Raw genomic sequence first — 19,182 nt, forward strand, 5'->3', positions numbered from 1 at the left:
AAAGGAAGGGCAGACAATGCGGAAAAAAACAAAAATAAAGCACGTAGTCGCCATCCTACTTCCTATCCTATTCATACTAGGTATTGTTTATTCAATATCTAGTATGGATTTATTACGAGCGGATGATTCTTCCACCCAATTGACTGTTCAAAAGGATGATGAAGACATCACCGGAAAAGATACCAGTATTTTGGAAAATTCCGTGAACTTAAAATTGACTGCAAAAGAAAATCAACTTTTTCGGCTCGTTGAAAATGAGCACGTCAGTCTATCATCACCAAGTCCTGATTCGCGGGAACTTCCAGTTAGAGAAGTACTGTCTTCACAGTTTGATTTAGAAAATGAACTTGCTGTATTGAAAGGTGAACCAGAGGAAACGGATACTTCTGAAAAGAATGATGAGGCTGAAAAAAGAGCGCTGTCTAGTGAGCTGATTCGAGTATCCGATACCGAAACTGGAAAAGTCACTACGTATTTAAAGCTTTTGAAGGATAAGACTGAAACGGTTACCTTTTCTAGGGAACAGGATAGTCAAGAATCCACGGTTGAACTTGAAAATGTGGAACAAGCAAGGAAGCATAAATTGTTCAATTTTATTTCTATTAAAGTGGAAGAAACGTCAGAAGAAATAAATACTCCAGAAGAACCTGCGGAGCCAGAAGAGAAAAAAAACGAACCAGAGCCTTTGAGTGGAAGCGAAACGATTGAAGAGCTTGAAAAAAGAGCCTATGTAGAAGAAGAATCCTTTAAGCCAATTGAAATTCCGGCTGAAGAAGCAAAGGCAAAGCGAGGAACAAAAGCAGCCTCTGCTATTTCAGTGACAAATGCTAAAGTAACTGTGCGTACAGGAACATCGAAGTTTGATACAAGTGATGGTCCAGGCTACGATTCTGGAGAAACCAACGATCTAGTTCGGTCATTTGATTCAAATCTATATCTGCTTTCATTTTCGTTAGAAGCATCAGACCCTGGAATCAAGTATTCAGAAATTCAATATCGAGTAGATATGGAAGTACCGAAAGCTTATGGATTGGATTCAGCTGGTAAGAAACGCTTTAACTGGGAAGTAGTTGCACACGAAAATACGTCAATGCATCCGGAAGCAGATGGCACTCAAACTGCTAAGGGGTATCTGAGTTCTACGATCAATTCAAATGGACAAATTTTAGTCCCAATGTTTGTAAATGTCTATGGTGCTGAACATGGTACTGTGATCAAACCCAAACTAAAGATTACGATTATTAGTGCCAAAAATGAGTCTACTGGATTTGTAGAAACAATTAATAAAGAATACGATCAAACTAATTTGAGTCAACTAAAAGTAAAAGATACAAAAGTATCAGCAAAAGCAAACATAAAACCCGAACTTGTTAAGGGCAAGCAAGCTGATTTTGCCAGTACTGTTTCAGGTGGGACTTGGTCTGCAGCGACTCGAAATAATTGGCAGGTTGTAGGTGTTGGTGTCAATATTTCGCTGAAAGAATTAAGCGGACGAAGTAAATACGACTTTCGTGGATCCACTTTTCCAACGGGAGCGATTAAGTTTACTTTAGGAACAAAGAGCAACACGTATCAGGTGACCAATACATCTTCAAAAACGCCTGTTCCAACTGGATCAGCTACTTCTACAAGTCATGCTTACCCAGTTCAGATTGTTGCTGGAACATCAGGAACAATGAGTGATAATTCTGCTGATTGGTTTTGGCGATTACACAAGGCTACTGGGCGAACACTGAAGGTAAACAAAGCAGTTTTAAGCGATCAGATTCCTTTCGGGAAGTATCAGGATGTTCACTTTTCTGAACCAACAGCAGTGGACAAATCGAATATTGGTGTTTTTGATACAGGAGATGTAAGTCTAACTGGTGACACTCAAGTCAGTATTGAAAATTATGAACCTATGTGGAATCCCTATACTTATAATATGTCCGGTACTGCTGTTAGTAAAAATAATCATGTTTTTGCATCAGTGAGTCTTTTGACTGAGTGGAACAATTTGTACATTGTCAACAAAGGTACAGGGGTCTTCAATTCTGAGATCGAAGTATCCAATATTTCGTATGAAGGAAATAGTCATTCTGGAGATACGGTTGTTGAATACAGTCGTACGAAAGCTGGACAAGGATTCTCGCAGCATACTTTATGGGCGTATAATCCCCCAGCGAACCTTAGTGATAATGGTGTAAGTTTAGGTAGTACAAGCAGCGTTTGGAATGCTGCAGGAGATGCAAGAGTAAATAAAGGCTATGAATTCACTGCAGTCGGACGTTTATCTGTTTCAACAGATTGTCACTTAGTAAAAAATGCGGTGAGCTACGTACGCTGGAATGGGAATTCGGCAAAGTTTGATTCTAGCAGGCCAGTTTACACAAAGGCTAAAAAAATATCTTATGGGGTTAAAACATCTAAGGTTCCTATCAGCAACGCATACAGAACACAAGCTCAACTTGATGCCGAATATACTTGGTACCCAACAGTCGAAGCAGCTGAGGTGGGATCAAGGGAAATAACTGCATGTAAACTTGAAGATGAAGTAACTACTCCTACCTATACACCGTATGGGTACAGTGTCATTTTACCTGTGACAGCCGTTGGGCCAATTGGTAGTCACAAAGATGCTTCCGGAAATCCGAATATTCTACTAATGGCTTCTTTTGTTAACTTTTCTAATGGAACTAAGAAGCAAAGACCAGATGTAGGTACTTCATATGCGCCATCTATCTTTTCTTCCACAGGGACCAAAACAGGCGGGCACTTTGCCAAGTACGATAGAGATGAGAATGAGGTAGTTCCTAATGTAGCTGGAGATATGGCAAGTTATGGGGATACTTTCTTCATAAATGGTGTTTCGATTACGACCACTACGGCGCCAGAAAAGCCAATTTACCCGACAGATGAAACCATCAAGTGGAAGGTCAATGGGAACATCAATGGTGGAAACACCGCTCATACTGTCCGATTAACTACTACCTTATCTAAGGGAATTGATTATGATGTGGGTTCTGCAGTAGATGGTTTAGGAAATAAAATTGCGGCTTCAAATGTTTCGGTAACGAAGAAACCAGATGGTACTACAGTGCTTGTGTTTACTCTTGATAATCTAAACCCTGCGAGGGGAGATATTGCAGAGGTAAACTTTACTACAAGCGCTGAAGTTAAGGATTTATCCTTTGATGATAAATCCGTAGCTAAGGCCAAAGCCCATACTGTCGGTGAAATATGGGTGAAAGGAAGTCCGAGTCAAAAAGATCCTTCTGCACAAAGAGTCAGAGAGTCAGAAGGAGAAATTGATCTTTATCAAATACAGCAAATTTTACTGACAAAAACAGTGGATAAAGAGTTGTTGGAAGTCGGTGCGAAAGATGCAGCGAATCCTTCGGCATCTTCAGATATTACGTACACTATCGAATTGGAAAATAATAGTTCAGATAAGCTAGTGGATGTGAATCTCTTAGATGTATTGCCGTTTGATGGGGATACTGTTCGTGGTTCTGATTTCAATGGGTCGTACAAAGTGAAAAATCTTAAAATGACTAAGGGGACAGGAAGCTTCTTCTATACAAATTCGTCTGTTCCGACAAATCAGAATCCGAATGCTGCAATACCAGGTTTAGTAGCATTCCCATCAGGTGGGAATCCAAAACTCTATGAAAATGCCAAAGCGATTATGGCAAAGGTAGCTTCAATAGGGGTAAACGAAAAGGTTAGCTTCGAAGTCACGTTAGCGCCAACCGGACACATGGCTGGAGATTTGTTTAGAAATCAAGCAGCCTTTAACAGCAAGCTGGAATTGCCAGTATACAGTAACATTGTTCAAACCCGAGTCTACAGCCGAGATTTAAAAGGTTATGTCTGGTATGACGATGACTATGACGGATTGATTGGAACTAAAGAAGACGGTTCGGCAGAAGATCCTGTCGCTAATATTCCGGTTAAGCTTTATCGAACTAGTAAAACCAACACTGGGTATAAAAAACAATTGGTCAAAGAGAGCTTAAGAGGAGATTCGTACATTGATGGTAGCGGAGACTCCTTAATTAAGACCAATGCCAGAGGCGAGTACCTGTTCGAAGATTTGCCAGAAGGCGAATACCTAGCTGAGTTTATTGTCGGAGATTTAGTTGTTTCAAAGGTCGTGATCGTTACTAAGCAATTGGTTGGTTCAGATATGACTAAGAACTCCAAAGCTAGTCCAAGCGACTATAAGACACCAGAGTATCCGCAGCCTGAATTGAAGGATCTGCCGACCACCCTTGGTTCCGGTAAGTATGTCCATCATGTGACAGATGTCAACGCAGGTCTCACTCGTTTATCAACGATTCGACTCTTTAAATATATTGAGGGTAGTGCAGTTGATGGGAATGGAGATGGGCATCTGTCAGATGAAGAAATTGAAAAGACCGCTACACCGTTACAATATGCAGAATTCGATTTGTTTGAAGGAAACAGTACGAAGCCAGCGGATAAGATCGGCTCAGCGACGACCGATGAATATGGCTGGTTAGAATACACCGGTCTCCCTCCAGGGGACTATACACTGGTGGAAACCAAAGCGCCTTCTGGCTATGAATTGATTAAAGAGCCAATCAAAGTGAATGTTCCCAAATACAATTATATTGTGAAGGTGTATGTTTCTGATTCTGGAGCGACTCTATTGCCGTTTACGGGTGGAAACAAAGCCATGCAACTTGTTTTAGTGGCTGCGGGCAGCCTGATGCTGATCGGTATGCTGGGCATCGTCCATCAATTTCACCCAATTAAGAGACGAAAGAGGCGAGTAAGATGAAAAAATTAAGTCGTATAGCGCTGCTTCTTATTCTCTCTCTGTCGTATCTGATGCAAGGGGTGCCTGTACATGGACAAGAACCTGCAACTGATACTGAATCAGGCTACAATGTCCACATTCAGAAATACAAGGTGGAAGATGCCGCAACCATTCATGCCCTTCCTTTAGATGGACTCAAGGTAGATCAGGTAACTGACGAACAAGGTAAAGCCTTGGAACCGATGAAAGGTGTGTCCTACAGCATCACCCGGGTTACTCCGATGCAAGGTGGTACAGGATTCGAACCATTAAAAGGGGAAGGTGCCTTCACGACTACCGTAACGACGGACGATAAGGGCATGGCCAGCGTCACTGGTCTCGCTCAAGGGATGTATGAGATTGTTGAACAAGAACATGAGCAGTTGCTGGAAGTCATGGAACCGGTCATTGTGGAGCTGCCGTTCCCGCAACAACAAGGGGAAGCGTTACACGGTGTTTATATCTATCCGAAATCCAGTGCGGTCAGTGATCGTCCAGGGTTATCGGGGACGAAGGGGGATACTCCCGCCCCTGGTACTTCTGCCAAGGATCCTGTGAAGAAGCTGCCACAAACCAGCGGGAATATCGGAACGTATCAGACCCTGCTGTGGATTTTAGCTATGGTGCTTGTCATGGGGCTGGTTGGGATGGTGAACATTCACCGAAAAAGAGACAGTTTTTAACCAAACAGCAATAACGATAAGCAAGACAAAGAATCTGGGATACTTGCAGAGGTGTCCTCGATTCTTTGTTTCTAGTGTAAAACGAACTTAGATGAAAGAAGGAACCAGTGTGAAGCGGGAAAAAAACAAACGAAGAAATTCGTTGCTTAAAAACTTTGCACTGTTGATGATCTTCGGAGGGATTCTGACACTCTTGTACCCAATTGTTGGGAATTATCTGGCCAATCGAGAACGCAGTCAAGCGGTCAGCCAATACGATGACACCATGAGAAAAATGTCAAAAGCAGACAAAGAGAAACAGCTGCAGCTGGCACAAGAATACAATCACTACATATTCAATAAACAAGAGGGAAAAACCACAGGGGAACCGATTGTTTACAACAGCATCATGAAGCAGGGAGATGTCATGGGCACCATTGATATTCCGGCGATTGATATCAAACAGATGCCTTTTTATCACGGGACTTCCTTTAAGACCTTGGATAAGGGCCTAGGGCATTTTGAACCGACCTCGATTCCCATCGGCGGCAAAGATACGCGTGCGGTAATCACGGGTCATAGCGGTGTCCGTAACCAAGTACTCTTTACCGACATCCGTAACTTAAAAGAAGGTGATTTATTTTTCATCAATATTTTAGGCAAACGGTTGGCTTATGAAATTGATTCCTTCGAAGAGATTCTGCCGACAGACGCCGATAAAATCAAGATTCAACCCAAAAAGGATAAGGTGACGCTGTTAACCTGTACACCTCCGGGTATCAATACCTTCCGGCTTCTGGTCACAGGTCATCGAGTGGACTACAACGAGGCGATGCAGCGAAAGGTAAAACAGCGTAATCAATGGAGTTACCAAAATATTGTTTTGGCCACGTTGGGCAGTAATGTCGCAATCTTTCTTCTATTAATGGGGATTTATCAATACAATATCCGCCGCTTTCGCTCGGATGATCCCCTGGTCGCAAGAAAGGCGAGAAAACGTCTGAAACGATTGTTCCTAGTCACAAAAACCTTATTCATTTTACTATTTATTAGTATGGTGGCGGTCATGTGTACAGCAATCTACGGCTATCTTCAAATGGAACAAGAGCCAGCGTATGCATCGGTCAATATCGGCCAATCAGAAGAGCTGAGCAGTTTTAATCTGGATAAAATCTCACAGGCCACTTATGAGGAGAAACAAATTGCCAGCGTAAAAATTTCAGACTATGCGAAAGCAAAATCAGCCATTCAGACGACAACCAATAATTGGGGAGTGGGCAAAATTGTTATTCCCAAAGTGTCGATAGATTTACCCATTCTGGCAGGGTTAGCCAATGAAAATCTGTTGAGTGGAGCAGCGACGTATCGTCTAGATCAGCAGCTGGGTCGAGGAAATTATGTGCTGTTGGCCCATAATATTTTTGATAAAGATGTTCTGCTGCACCGGATTCAAAATTTAAAGAAAGGCGATCTGATCTACACGACAGATTTCAAAGATATTTATGTCTATGAGGTTTCCATAAACAAAATTATTGAGGAGACAGAAGTGGACTATGTTGAGAAGAACCCAGCGAACAATCGCGCCTTACTGACTCTGTTGCGGTGCGAAGGGGACATTGGCACAATCTATCGCCGACTGGTTCAAGGGAATCTAAAAAGTATTTTACCTTTGAGAGAAGCCGAAGCTGAGCTATTTGATCAAATGAATTTAACGAGATCAAATACCAAGGTGAATGGCGAGATTATGAAGGAGGACCCGATTACCACAACGGATCATTGGAGTATGACCTTGGCAGCTAAGATCATTAGTGATCCATTACAAACCGTCGTGCCATTATTTTTATTGTTCTTATTGCCAATTTTATTTTTCAGTTTGATTTAAAAAAGGAAGACAGGGATAGGAGAAAACAAGATGAAAAAAACTGCTGGAGGAATTTGTGCGCTGTTGTTGCTGGGTGTCTCACTCTTTAGTTTAAGAGGTGGCGTCTTGAAGGCGGGAGAGCTTGAAGAAAAAAACGTCCAACTATCGGAACAACCAGTAATAGCAACTGAACCTTCACAAGAAACTGTACAGGAGCCATCCTTGTTAAACACAGAGGAGCCGCCAACGTCTCAAGCAGCGGAACCAGCAATTGAACCGCCAATTGACTCCTCCGTAGAAGAAGTAATTTCAGAGGAATCGACCGAAGCAACAAAAGAATCCAGTGACCCGTCATCTAATACGTCCAGTGAAACAAGTGAGACCGAAGCCACGACCAGTTCGAGCAGCGAGTCCACAGGTGAGTCTACAACAAGTACTACTAGTAACTCAACCACGGAGTCGTCCACTAGTTCGACCACGACACAGGAATCGACAAGTTCAACTGAATCGATGACAAGTGAAGAGCCTGCTTATTCAACAGAAAGCAGTACTAGCATTTCGACTACAGAAGAACAAGAAACGAGCCCTTCTTCTAGTGATCCAGAAGTTTCTTCACCAGAGGTACCTCCAGCTGAACCGCCAATGGTTCAAGTACCCCAGCCGAGTCAGCCAACGGTACAGACACCTCGTTTAACTAATGGAACGCAAGACCAAGCCCTTTCAGCTACTAGTACCCTCAACCTTCCAAAGGAATGGCGGGCAGAACGATTAGCGGAATCGGATTTAGGACGGTTCGAACTACCATTACTATCTACCTTTGAACGCAAAGAGGTGGCTGCATGGATTTATGGAGCCATTCAACAAGTGGGGCAGCCGCAAGAGAAAAACTTGGAGGCAGCTGAATTTTTCAAGGAGCTGTATCAAATGTTCTATGGAACAAATTTAGTAGAGGATAGTCAAAAGTTTCAAAAGGAAGAACTATTAATTGGCACCCTTCTCTACCAAGATCAAAAGCTGGTGGGCTTGTATTTGGGCAACGATAGCTATCTTACTTTGGCAGACGTTGAAGTAACCGAAGAACATGCAGAAGCCGAGAAAAAAGAAGAGGCGGAAGAAGCCGAAGAACCAAAAGAATCAGAGGAGCCAGTCAAGGAACGTCAAGCAGTCGTCCGTTTGCTAACTGAATTGGACGATGAGTTTACCATACAATCCTTACCTGAAGTGCAGCTGACAGCCGAGGGACAGCAAGTGTTAGCTAATTACCCGGCAGCTAAAAATTTCCAAGCCAGTGAAGCAACGACAAACTTTGTCGAGTCTATCAGTGAAGATGCACGAACTTTAGGACTGGAATACGATGTATTTGCCTCAGTGATGATTGCACAAGCTATTTTGGAGAGCGGCTCCGGTACTAGCGGACTTTCCTTACCACCTCATTACAATTTGTTTGGGGTTAAGGGAACCTATCAAGGCCAATCGGTTTCTTTTGCGACCAGCGAAGATCGTGGAAATGGCGAATTGTATCAAATCCAATCTGCTTTTCGGAAATATCCCAATTATGCGGCGTCTTTAGGCGATTATGTCAGCTTGCTGCGAGGAGGGATTTCCGGTAACAGTGCCTTTTATCAACCAACCTGGCGTTCTAAAGCTAAAAATTATTTAAATGCCACCACCTCTTTAACTGGAAGCTATGCGACGGATACAGAATACAATCAGAAGCTGAATTCTCTGATTGCAGTCTATCACTTAACAGAATTTGACCGGCCCAAAGCGACGGACTCCAGTGTATTTATTAAAGGAAAATCAGAAATTCCTGCTGAGTACAAAGAACGGATGAAGCTCCCGGATTATGATGGAAAAAATTACAACAGCTCAGGCTCTTATCCAGTCGGTCAATGTACTTGGTATGCCTACAATCGAGTAAAACAACTGGGTAAATCAGTCGATGAGTTTATGGGCAACGGTGGTGAATGGGGAGCAACAGGCCAACGTTTAGGCTATAAGGTGAGTCAACAGCCAAAAGCTGGATGGTTGGTTTCCTTTAGTCCTGGAACTGCCGGATCAGATACACGTTATGGCCATGTGGCTTTTGTGGAAGCTGTAGGATCAGAGGGGATTCTGATTTCAGAAGGGAACGTCTATGGTGGGACGATTATTTCCTATCGAGTAATTGGCAATGATTTGGCTCGATCCAACCAAGTATCCTACATTCAACCAAAGTAAGAGGAGCGACACATGAGTAGAAGACCTAGACATCGTTCACAAATAAATGGGCGCAAAAAAAGAAATCTAATAAAGGCAGTTGCGATTCTTTATTTGTTGGTCCTAGGGATAACCGGCTTCTTTCTGATTGATGCACAGATGCGAAACCATTTTAGTATTCATTGGGTTTCGGGTACTTCTATGGAAAAGAATTTACATGATGGCGATGCCGTGTTGGTGCGAAAACAAACACCGATTCATCGGTATGAAGTGGTTGTTTTTAGTGTAGCCAAAGAGCCGGATATGTTTGTTAAGCGGGTAGTTGGCATGCCAGGGGATACGATTATGGTTAAAAATAATCGGATGGTTTTAAACATCGGAGAGCCTAAAAATTTTGAAACAGTTTATACCTTTCAAGTTAACCCATCTGCAGCTAAGAAAATGCAAACCTTAACGGAGATTCCCGAGGATTGTTATTTTGTCATTGGTGATCATGTGGATGTATCTAAAGACAGCCGAACCTTTGGACTGGTGAAGCAAACAGAAATTGAAGGAATTGTTCAGCTGCATTTAGCTGCGGTTCAGTAATAAAGAGAAGAAGGAAGAAAAGAGGAAGCTGCGTGTTAATTATTAACATTCTAAGTGTAGGACTTGTGGTTGTTACATTACTCATTGTCCTTTATCGGTTTTTGATGACTTCACGCCTAAAGAAAATTGAAAAGCAAAAAGGTCAGCCATCGTCATTTTATAAAAAACTGGCCTATGTGAAGTATCTGGAACAAGAAAAACATGTGTCTTACCTGTTGTTTTTGAGTCTGCTCTTGGCAATGGGTCTGCTTTTAAGCACCTATAGTCTCTTTGAACTGGAGGATCAGCTGTATGCAGTGAATCAGAAAAATGCTCAGACGAATGATGAACTCTATAAGATGCGAGAGGAGCAGCGGCGTTTTATTAATGACTTACCAATTAAAGCCTACCCTGAAGAGGGACTAGGATTGGGTACGTATGATTGGGCGGCTCTTTTTGAAAATGAAAATCGCAAGCAGCAATACGAGATTGAGAATGAGTTGGCCGCAAAAGCTGAACCCTATTTTGGATTGTCCTCTACGTTAATTGTGCTGGATATTCCGTCAAAGACACTGAGTATTGCACTGGTAGGGCATTCGGGGACCAAAGATCAACTGGAAACGCTGGAAGCCAATCAACTAGCTTTTGTTAAGGAAGCCGAGGTGGTGCCCCATTTAACTCAGGTCACCTTTCAAATGCATTTAACTGGTGAAGATCAAAAAGAGGAAACGCATCATCGCACGTTCACCCGTGCAGGTGATGATCAAGAATTTGTGCAGGTCCCAGAAGAATAAAGAAAGAAGGTAGCCTATGTCGTCAAACAAGAAAAAGAACAGTTGGTTTTTCAATAAAAGTATTGTAGACGAAATCAATGCAATTCCAGAAAATCGTATCGAAGAATTAGGATCGAATGTTTACTCAATGGAAAAGAACGGAGAGAAGCCAGTGCAAAGACCAATTGAAAGAACGAGTGAAAGACCAACTGAGCCGCCAATCGAAAAGAACAGTCCCAAAGCAGCGATCCATCCACCAGAAGTTATTCGTCTGCAAGATGAATTGCAACGTATGACAGAAGAGCGCGAACGAGAACTTATTCAGCAACAGACGGATCGACGGATTGAAGTGCAAAAATTAATGAATGAGCAGGAACGTCTTCGCAGTGCTCTAAGTGTCGTAGAGTCAGAAAAAGAGCAAGCCCAGCAGCAAACACAGACAATGAAAAGTGAGATCACGAACCTGCGGGAAACCTTAAAAGAGCAAGCCGATGCTGTTGAGTTGGAACGAGTGAATCAGCAGTTAAAAGAAGAATTAATTATCAAAGATCAGAAACTGGGCGAATTAAATCAGATTATTACCGAAAAGGAGACTGCGTTAGCTTCCTTGCTGGAAAATTCCGATCAGGTGGTCGATCAAGTGACGATTCAACAAATGAAAGTGCAGCTGGAAGAGCTGCAAAAAGAAAATAAGGAACTAAAAGAAGAAGCGATTCGCTCTCAATTGGAAATTGGAGAGGTATTAGTTTCCGCCCGGAAGCAAGCAAATCGAACGGTCGAAAAAGCTAAAATGGATGCGGAAATGATGATTCGATCGGCAGAGGAAGATCTTGAGGTTGTTTACGACCGAGCGAAGGAAATTTCTTTTGAGGTCAATGAATCGAAACGCGACGTATTGGAAATTTTCAAAGAGCTGCAGCAGCGCGTTGATAAATTAGCTAATACAAAACTTAATGCAAAAGAAGAGTAACTAGATAAAATTAAAATCGAACGAAAGAAGGAAAAAATATGTCTCAAGCCTTACTTCTAACAAAGAATATTTTAGCAAACCAAACACTACAAAAAAAATTGCAAGAACTAAATGATGAAGTATGGTGCTCTACTTGGCTGTTGGATCAAATTCAACGCTTCGGTGTCCCTGTGTTTGTTTCTCAGCAATTTCAGGTAGTTATTTTTGGTAAATCACTCTCTGATGAGGAAGTACAAACGTTATTGCAGCCTTTGTTAGAATACCCGCTTATTCTATTAAGAGAGGTTGAACAGGAGCCAACGGAAGAGGAACGAGAAAAATGGACAGAACTTGGACTGCAGGGATACCTTGCAGAAATTGATTCACAAGAAGTGATTCGAGAAAAAATTGCATTGGCTACTATGAAGAGAAACCAAGCAAAGGAATCGAATCAACGAGTGGTTCCATTTCCTAATTCAGAAAACAGAAGTGAATTCGACTCAACGCTTATTCGCCTAACAGGCAAAGAGCAAACGGTTATGAACCTTCTTGTTCGAGCACAAGGAGAAGTAATGACTCGGAAAGAGTTGTGTGAAAAAATTTGGTCAGAAGGCAATACGGCGTCAAACATGAGTCAGCTTTCTTGTATGATTAATCGAATCAAGCGTAAATTCGAAAATCAAGGTGTAGATGGACGGATTATTGTGACCCATTGGGGGAGAGGCTACCAATTGAGTGACTATTTTTATCAACAATGCGCATCTTACGCTCAGTCGTTTTATTAACCAGCAGAGAACCAAACAAATCGAAGCTTTTAAGAGGATCCGTCTCTTGGAGTTCGGTTTGTTTGGTTCGAATTTTTTATTGTAAAAGCCGTGGATAAAGTTTATATGCCTTCTAAAAAGTCACAAAGAACAGATCATAACTATTAAATGAAAAAAACTCTGCAAACTGTTTGCTAAACAGACTCCCCTCCACCCACACATACCTTCCATGTTATTTAAATTTCACAGAGATGACAGTCTCACCTTACTTTTTTGTTAGATCAATTCTACCTGATTCGATGTCGGATAGTCTTTTCCTTCAGTAAACTAGAACCAGAAAGTTTATTTGGAGGAAGAACATGAAGAAAAAGACAAAAATATTTATTGCTAGTGTTGCTGGTTTAGTTATTGCAGGCTGTGGATTTGCTGCATTAAGATCAGGGAAACAGGAGCCGCAGTATAGTGCTTATACAGTAAAAACTGCGGATCCGTTACAGCTAAAAGGGAAGGTTGAACCGATTCAAAAGCGGCTTTACTTTTTAGATACTTCTAAGGGAGCAATTAAAAATATTACTGTTACTAATGGACAGGAAGTTTCCGAGGGTACTCCGTTACTTGAATACCAAAATGATACTGCTCAAAATGAATTGATCACTCAACAGCATGCAGTGAATAAGAGCTCACTAGATGCTTCCCAATCAGAAGCCGCCGTTGCTTCGAGTGAAAAGCAGGCCCAAACTTTGACCAACCAAGTAACGGATACTCAGCAAAAGATAGCACGCACACAGGATCAGGAAGAAAAAGCCGGACTTAATGAACAGTTGAAGCAGCAGCAAGCAGAGCTGCAGGCGGCTAATGATCAATTAAGTCAAGCGCGTTTTGCTGTGCAGGGTGCTTATGAAGATATCCAAGCTGCCAAAGATGTACTAGCAGGACAACAGCAGCAGGCTTCAACAACAGTTAATGCTGAAATAGCTGGGATTGTTTCAGTTGAAGAAAAAGGTCAGGCCTCACCGGAAGTACCAGTCGTAACAATTTCTGAAAAAAACAAGCAAATTAAAGGCATAGTAACTGAATATGATCTGGACAAATTAGTGCCGGGTCAAGCGGTTCAAGTATCTACTATTGGAGATAATCAGCAAGCAGAAGGCAAGGTTAAGAGTATTGCTTCCAGTGCAATTGTTTCCAGCAATGACAATAATAATGTTGCTTCTTATGAGTTTATTGTCGAAGGAGATTTCCCTTGGTCCGATGACCTATCTACGGTGGTTACCTTAAAACAAGATCAGCTTATTTTGCCAGATGCTGCCATTAAGGAAAAAGGGGGCAAGCACTACGTCTTTAAATATACTAACGGTAAGGTGAAACAAACTGAAATTCAAATTCAAGAAGTGAATGGACACAAGATTGTCCAGAACGGACTTAAAGCGAAGGATCAAATTATTGAAAATCCTGATGACGAATTAAAAGATGGCGCAGAGGTACAGGTGAGCGCGAATGATTAAGCTGGAGCATATTTACAAATATTATGAAACGGGCGATACGAAAATAAATGTCTTAAAGGACATCAATTTTTCTATCGAAGCGGGCGAATTTGTAGCAATCATGGGGCCCTCTGGTTCTGGCAAGTCTACATTGATTAATCTGTTGGGATTTATTGATCGAACCTTTGAAGGACACTATCTTTTTAAAGGCCGAGAGATTGATGATTTCAAGGATGAAGAGCTGTCAGAGATTCGCAATCAGTCGGTAGGGTTTGTTTTCCAAAACTTTAGTCTCATTGAAAATTTAACCGTTGCTGAAAATGTTGAGCTGCCGCTTTTGTACAATGGTGCTAAGCATAATGAAACCCAAAAAAAGGTCAAACAAGCCTTAACAAGGGTTGGACTAGCCGACAAACTGGATCAATTACCAAAACAACTCTCCGGTGGACAACAGCAGCGAGTTGCGATTGCTCGAGCATTAATCAATCAACCCAGCTTCATTATAGCTGACGAACCTACGGGGGCTTTGGACACCCATACAACTGATGAGATTATGCAGTTGTTTAAGCAGTTGAACGATGAAGGAGTAACCATAATTCTGGTTACTCATGATCCAGAAACAGTTATTTATTGTGACCGGCTGTTAAAAATCAGAGATGGACAGATGGTTGAGGAGGTATTGCAAGCATGAGAAAATATATTCTTTGGCGTACAGCTTTCCGCTCAATTTTCAAAAATAAACGTCGCAGCTTCCTGACCATGTTTGGGATCATTATTGGAATTGCTGCAGTTATTACCATTGTTGCTTTAGGGAATGGATTTAAACGCAATATCTTATCGCAAACAACTGGCGCTGACGAAACAGGACAAACCAAGTATATCAATATTAAGTACAATGATTTTGATAATTTAATCAAAGATGACTCGGGTATTTCTCAAACCGATAAAAATATGGTGGCCAATCTGCCAGAGGTCAAGGAAGTAAGCTACCATCAAACGATGAAAGAGAACGATAAAGACTCTGTTGACTTCTATAATAAAAATATGAAATTCACTATGGCGATTGAAACAACTAAGAAAACTTCCTTGCCTATTTTAACTGGACGTCAATTAATTCCGGCTGACAATGATGGATTGAATAAGGTAGTTGTTTTAGACGAAGTTGTTGCAAAACAGGTCTTTGGCTCAGCCAAGGCCGCATTAAACGGGGCTTTTGAATTGAACGGTCAGGTATTCACTGTGGTCGGAGTTTCCGTTAACAGCTCAGGAGAGATGGGTCCTCAAAACTATGAACCATTGGCCTATTTTCCTAAAAAGACCTATGCTCATTACTTGGAAAAAAAGGAAAATCACTCCGTATTGGCAATCAAGTTCAATACCCAAGCAGATGATAACGCAGCAATGGACAAAGTACTTAAGCAACTGAACGTTAACGGTGAAAGCCGTTTGCAGGGGGAATACCAAAGCTATGATCCTTCCGCTGAGATTAAGCAGTTAGGCTCGATGCTGGATCAAATGACGCTTTTTATTGGCGCTGTAGCTGCAATTTCGTTATTTATTGCCGGTGTAGGTGTAATGAATATGATGTATATTTCTGTATCCGAGCGGACAAAAGAGATTGGGATTCGTCGCGCATTAGGTGCTAATGCTAAATCGATCAAGCAGCAATTCCTCTTTGAAGGAATTGTCCTGACCTTAAGTGGTGGAGTAATCGGCTACGTGTTAGGGATATTAATCGCTTTTGCTGCTTCCTTTGCATTACCATTTTCAGTTCGGCCAGATTTGATGACTGTTTTTATTTCCATTGGAACCTCGACGTTGATCGGTATCTGCTTCAGCTATCTGCCAGCTTCTGCAGCTGCCAAAAAAGAATTAATCGATATCTTAAAATGACTCTTGCTTCTGCAAGGGTCTTTTGGTTGTAACAGGCTTTAAACCAGACTTTTCAATCAATGTGTAGTAGACTCAGAAAGAAAAGTAAGGAGGGAATTTGAATGCCGAAAAATCGAATCGAGGCCTTCACAGATGCTGTAATCGCCATTGTTATGACCTTACTAGTATTGGAGCTGCATGAACCCAATGGGGACACCTTTTTCGCTTTTGAAGGAAAAGCCCATCAATTTATTATTTATTTGGTCAGTTTTATTTCGTTAGCCATTTATTGGAACAATCACCATCATCTTTTTCACATGATAAAAAAAGTGGACGGCCTGGTATTGTGGATGAATAACTTGTTGATTTTGATGTTAACACTGTTTCCATATGTCACTGTCTGGGTAACCGACTATCCAACCTCACTGGCACCGCAAATTTTTTACGGTTTAGTTATTTTAGGAACGGATATCTCTTATTATTTACTAGGCTTATCTCTAGTTCGCTGCAACGGCAAGGACTCAGCGGTAGGCAAGCTTTTTAGACATTATACGAAGATACGGGTGACTATTGCTTTGAATGTGGTCGCCTTACTGGCTGGCTGGTTGATTCATCCGGTATTAGTTATCGTGATTAACGGGATTATGCTGATAATGTGGTTTATTCCAGAGAAGAAGCTGGAAAAAGTTACTTTAGATTGAACAATTGTCAGAAATAAAGAAAGAAAAATAATTCTGTGACACAATCAAGCGTTTTATTTTGAAATTTGTACATTATCCTCTATGCTTAAGGTATAAGAAAAAAGGAGGATGCAACATGGAAATTCAAAACTTAGTAGATAAAGACATGAAGAAAGAAGTGACCGAAAGCGTGAAAGAAGCACATGATCAGGCTGGCGGAAATGCTAAAGATATCAAAAAAGACGAAAACAAAGTTGAAGATCAAAAAGCAAAGACTCCTGACGTGAAGAATGACCAAGACAGCAAAGAAACGAAAAGTGGTAAAGAAGTAAAAGCTGCTGAAGTAAAGCAAAAGAGTGAAGATAAAAAAGAATCTGATAATAAGAAGGAAGCGAAAGATATGAGTAACGACATGAAAAAAGAAGAAGAAAAGAAAGATCAAAAATCAACTGACAAACAAGATATTGAAAATATTCGCGGGGACGTTGAATATGATGACTCAGTAATTAAAAAAATTATTGCTGTAGCTTTGGATAGCGTAAATGGACTGTTGAATGTGGATGGCGGCTTCTTCTCAAATACTGCTAAAAAAATCAGCAATAATGCTGATGATACTGCCGGTATTGAAACCGAAGTTGGCAAAAAACAAGTGGCAATCGACATGGATGTAGTTGTTGAATACGGCAAAGATATCCAAGAAATCTTCAATAACTTAAAACAAGTGGTTGCTAAAGAAGTTAAGCAAATGACTGGTCTAGATGTCATCGAAGTGAATTTGAAGGTTGTTGACATTAAGACAAAAGAAGAACATGAAAAAGATAAAGAAACTTTGCAAGACAAGGCTTCTGAACAAGCAGACCAAGCGAAAGAATATGTAAACGAAAAACGTGAAGAATTTTCTGACGACAAAGAGAAAGCTGAAAAGTCAGAAGACAAAGATAAAGAAGAAAAATCTGAAAAACCACGTGTTGAATAATCATTATAGGCGCTAATAACAAGGCGAGACCCCTATCGGTCTTGCCTTGTTTTTTTTACATCATGAAGTTATGAGGATCTACCTTTGTAGTGCTGATATTGTCACGAATTTTCTTTAGGGAATCTGTATTTTGATCGTAATTATGATGCATGGCATTCGTATAAAGAATGTCCATGACGGTTAAGTAGCCAATTCTTGAAGAAAGAGCTTCTGTCCGAAACAGACTTTCCTCGGTAACAACAATAATCGCTTCATCTGATAAACTGACCAGTTCTGAACCGCCATTACCAGTGAGAGTGATCAATTTAGCATCGGTTTTTTTTACCTGTCGGGCTAAATTAATTGATTCTTTGGTTTGACCAGAATGTGAGAAAATAAACACACAATCCTCATTAGTCAGCTTAGTCGCGAAGCTTATCTGCATATGGTAATCAAAAACGTAATTGCAACGATACTTGGTCCGGATAAACTTATGAAAACTGTCGAAGGCTACAATTGTAGAGCCTCCCTGACCGAAAAAATGCAGTGTTTTAGACGAATAAATGAGAGCTAATGCATTATCCAGTAGTTCTTCTGTAATAAAATGAGTTGAGTTACTCAACGAGTGCAGATTTGATTGCAGCACTTTTTTTGCAATATCGATGCTTGAGTCTTCTGATGTAATATCATCTGTACCGCTCATCGGATTAACAGATTGAAATGTCGGCTGATAGTTGGAGTTACGGGCAATATCAATTTTGAACTCCTGAAAACCACTGTATCCGATGCGTTTAACAAACTGGTAAACTGAGGACTGTGAGACACCAATTTCATTAGCTAATTCATCTAAGGTTTTATGAGCTAGGGCTTCTTCAGAGTGAACAAGATAATTGGCTATTTTTTGTTCAGTATCGCTAAGCTTAGGTTTCTTTATTCTGATTCGTTGATCAAGATAATGATTTTTCATGTCGCTTCCTCCGTCCAAAATCTGATTCTATAATAATCGCTTCCGTCGTTCGTTCTTCAAAAGATCTTATGCTCATTATAGGGAAGTGTACTCTAAAAGACAATTTCCTAAAAATATTTTTTCTAATGCAAGGAACAAATCCCCCTAAAATCCTATGAAACCAGTCTCTACTGACAATAAAACGTCCAATCCACTAAAATAAATAATCTTTATTCAAAAGCTGCGATTATTTCATTAAATAAGAACAGGCTTAATTAATCAGGGCCAAATTAAAAGGAATAATGATCCTAAGAAGCTAGTATATATCGAAACCTTTCCTTAAACGAGGTTAGTATATTATTAGAAAAAAACTTGTTGAATATTTTTTGTTATACATAAAAAGCTTGCCGTAATAGTAACCGGTTTCTTAAACGTATAATTCTATTCGTATTTTCTAATTTTTAGAATAGATAAAAGAAGAAGGAGAATTAACAAATTTTATGGTAGCGTTTGCAACGTTTTTTCTATACGATTCCAATCTAGGCTATGAATAAAATAACACAGGTAGAAATCGCTAAATAAAAAATATTTTTTATTTGATGTAAATCTTTACAATTTATTCTTTTCACGATATGATTTTAATATAGCAGGAGGGCAGGTGAAAAA

14 protein-coding genes are annotated in these 19,182 nt (G+C 40.7%); 13 read left to right on the top strand and 1 reads right to left on the bottom strand.

The features are described 5' to 3' along the window. Positions 1-16 precede the first annotated feature (16 nt). The 13 genes from IGI49_RS18150 (at position 17) to IGI49_RS18210 (ending at position 17,591) form a co-directional block, all read left to right on the top strand. Entirely contained in the window at positions 17-4,786 is a 4,770-nt protein-coding gene (locus IGI49_RS18150; protein ID WP_429962842.1) for a SpaA isopeptide-forming pilin-related protein, read from the top strand. Continuing rightward, positions 4,783-5,487: a prealbumin-like fold domain-containing protein gene (locus IGI49_RS18155; protein ID WP_429962564.1), complete on the top strand. Its 705-nt coding sequence runs from the start codon at positions 4,783-4,785 to the stop codon at positions 5,485-5,487. Before IGI49_RS18150 ends, IGI49_RS18155 begins: the two co-directional genes overlap by 4 nt. A 91-nt stretch (positions 5,488-5,578) precedes the next feature. Next, a complete protein-coding gene (locus tag IGI49_RS18160) occupies positions 5,579-7,348 on the top strand; it encodes a class C sortase (RefSeq protein ID WP_429962843.1) in 1,770 nt (589 codons plus the stop codon). Between the two features lie 30 nt (positions 7,349-7,378). After that, the gene (locus tag IGI49_RS18165; protein WP_429962844.1) at positions 7,379-9,547 is read left to right on the top strand and encodes a glucosaminidase domain-containing protein; all 2,169 of its coding nucleotides are present in this window, start codon (positions 7,379-7,381) and stop codon (positions 9,545-9,547) included. 12 nt (positions 9,548-9,559) lie between these two features. Then, positions 9,560-10,114 carry a signal peptidase I gene (gene lepB, locus IGI49_RS18170; RefSeq protein WP_429962845.1) on the top strand — a complete coding sequence of 185 codons (555 nt, stop codon included), beginning with the start codon at positions 9,560-9,562 and terminating at the stop codon, positions 10,112-10,114. A gap of 32 nt (positions 10,115-10,146) precedes the next feature. Further along, complete coding sequence (locus IGI49_RS18175) at positions 10,147-10,887, top strand: hypothetical protein (protein WP_429962846.1); 741 nt, start codon at positions 10,147-10,149, stop codon at positions 10,885-10,887. 16 nt (positions 10,888-10,903) lie between these two features. Then, on the top strand, positions 10,904-11,836 hold the full coding sequence (locus IGI49_RS18180) for a hypothetical protein (protein ID WP_429962847.1): 933 nt from the start codon (positions 10,904-10,906) through the stop codon (positions 11,834-11,836). A 38-nt stretch (positions 11,837-11,874) separates the two neighbouring features. After that, complete coding sequence (locus tag IGI49_RS18185; RefSeq protein ID WP_429962848.1) at positions 11,875-12,600, top strand: winged helix-turn-helix domain-containing protein; 726 nt, start codon at positions 11,875-11,877, stop codon at positions 12,598-12,600. Between the two features lie 338 nt (positions 12,601-12,938). After that, positions 12,939-14,084, top strand: a complete 1,146-nt coding sequence (locus IGI49_RS18190; protein WP_429962849.1) for an efflux RND transporter periplasmic adaptor subunit — start codon at positions 12,939-12,941, stop codon at positions 14,082-14,084. Then, positions 14,077-14,754: an ABC transporter ATP-binding protein gene (locus IGI49_RS18195; protein WP_207704611.1), complete on the top strand. Its 678-nt coding sequence runs from the start codon at positions 14,077-14,079 to the stop codon at positions 14,752-14,754. Before IGI49_RS18190 ends, IGI49_RS18195 begins: the two co-directional genes overlap by 8 nt. Then, the gene (locus IGI49_RS18200; RefSeq protein ID WP_429962850.1) at positions 14,751-15,956 is read left to right on the top strand and encodes an ABC transporter permease; all 1,206 of its coding nucleotides are present in this window, start codon (positions 14,751-14,753) and stop codon (positions 15,954-15,956) included. Before IGI49_RS18195 ends, IGI49_RS18200 begins: the two co-directional genes overlap by 4 nt. A 101-nt stretch (positions 15,957-16,057) precedes the next feature. Beyond that, positions 16,058-16,636 carry a TMEM175 family protein gene (locus IGI49_RS18205; protein ID WP_429962851.1) on the top strand — a complete coding sequence of 193 codons (579 nt, stop codon included), beginning with the start codon at positions 16,058-16,060 and terminating at the stop codon, positions 16,634-16,636. A 115-nt stretch (positions 16,637-16,751) separates the two neighbouring features. Then, on the top strand, positions 16,752-17,591 hold the full coding sequence (locus tag IGI49_RS18210) for an Asp23/Gls24 family envelope stress response protein (RefSeq protein WP_429962852.1): 840 nt from the start codon (positions 16,752-16,754) through the stop codon (positions 17,589-17,591). A 55-nt stretch (positions 17,592-17,646) separates the two neighbouring features. Here the strand turns inward: IGI49_RS18210 and IGI49_RS18215 are convergent, their stop codons facing one another. Continuing rightward, positions 17,647-18,537 carry a MurR/RpiR family transcriptional regulator gene (locus IGI49_RS18215; RefSeq protein WP_429962853.1) on the bottom strand — a complete coding sequence of 297 codons (891 nt, stop codon included), beginning with the start codon at positions 18,535-18,537 and terminating at the stop codon, positions 17,647-17,649. Between the last annotated feature and the right edge of the window lie 645 nt (positions 18,538-19,182).

Source organism: Enterococcus sp. AZ071 (assembly GCF_050499065.1).
GTDB lineage: Bacteria > Bacillota > Bacilli > Lactobacillales > Enterococcaceae > Enterococcus_A > Enterococcus_A ferrettii.

Excerpts from the sequence above, each read along its gene's own strand:
- IGI49_RS18150 (WP_429962842.1), top strand. The coding sequence starts at position 17 with ATGCGGAAAAAAACAAAAATAAAGCACGTAGTCGCCATCCTACTTCCT.
- IGI49_RS18155 (WP_429962564.1), top strand. The coding sequence starts at position 4,783 with ATGAAAAAATTAAGTCGTATAGCGCTGCTTCTTATTCTCTCTCTGTCG.
- IGI49_RS18160 (WP_429962843.1), top strand. The coding sequence starts at position 5,579 with ATGAAAGAAGGAACCAGTGTGAAGCGGGAAAAAAACAAACGAAGAAAT.
- IGI49_RS18165 (WP_429962844.1), top strand. The coding sequence starts at position 7,379 with ATGAAAAAAACTGCTGGAGGAATTTGTGCGCTGTTGTTGCTGGGTGTC.
- lepB (WP_429962845.1), top strand. The coding sequence starts at position 9,560 with ATGAGTAGAAGACCTAGACATCGTTCACAAATAAATGGGCGCAAAAAA.
- IGI49_RS18180 (WP_429962847.1), top strand. The coding sequence starts at position 10,904 with ATGTCGTCAAACAAGAAAAAGAACAGTTGGTTTTTCAATAAAAGTATT.
- IGI49_RS18185 (WP_429962848.1), top strand. The coding sequence starts at position 11,875 with ATGTCTCAAGCCTTACTTCTAACAAAGAATATTTTAGCAAACCAAACA.
- IGI49_RS18190 (WP_429962849.1), top strand. The coding sequence starts at position 12,939 with ATGAAGAAAAAGACAAAAATATTTATTGCTAGTGTTGCTGGTTTAGTT.
- IGI49_RS18195 (WP_207704611.1), top strand. The coding sequence starts at position 14,077 with ATGATTAAGCTGGAGCATATTTACAAATATTATGAAACGGGCGATACG.
- IGI49_RS18200 (WP_429962850.1), top strand. The coding sequence starts at position 14,751 with ATGAGAAAATATATTCTTTGGCGTACAGCTTTCCGCTCAATTTTCAAA.
- IGI49_RS18205 (WP_429962851.1), top strand. The coding sequence starts at position 16,058 with ATGCCGAAAAATCGAATCGAGGCCTTCACAGATGCTGTAATCGCCATT.
- IGI49_RS18210 (WP_429962852.1), top strand. The coding sequence starts at position 16,752 with ATGGAAATTCAAAACTTAGTAGATAAAGACATGAAGAAAGAAGTGACC.
- IGI49_RS18215 (WP_429962853.1), bottom strand. The coding sequence starts at position 18,537 with ATGAAAAATCATTATCTTGATCAACGAATCAGAATAAAGAAACCTAAG.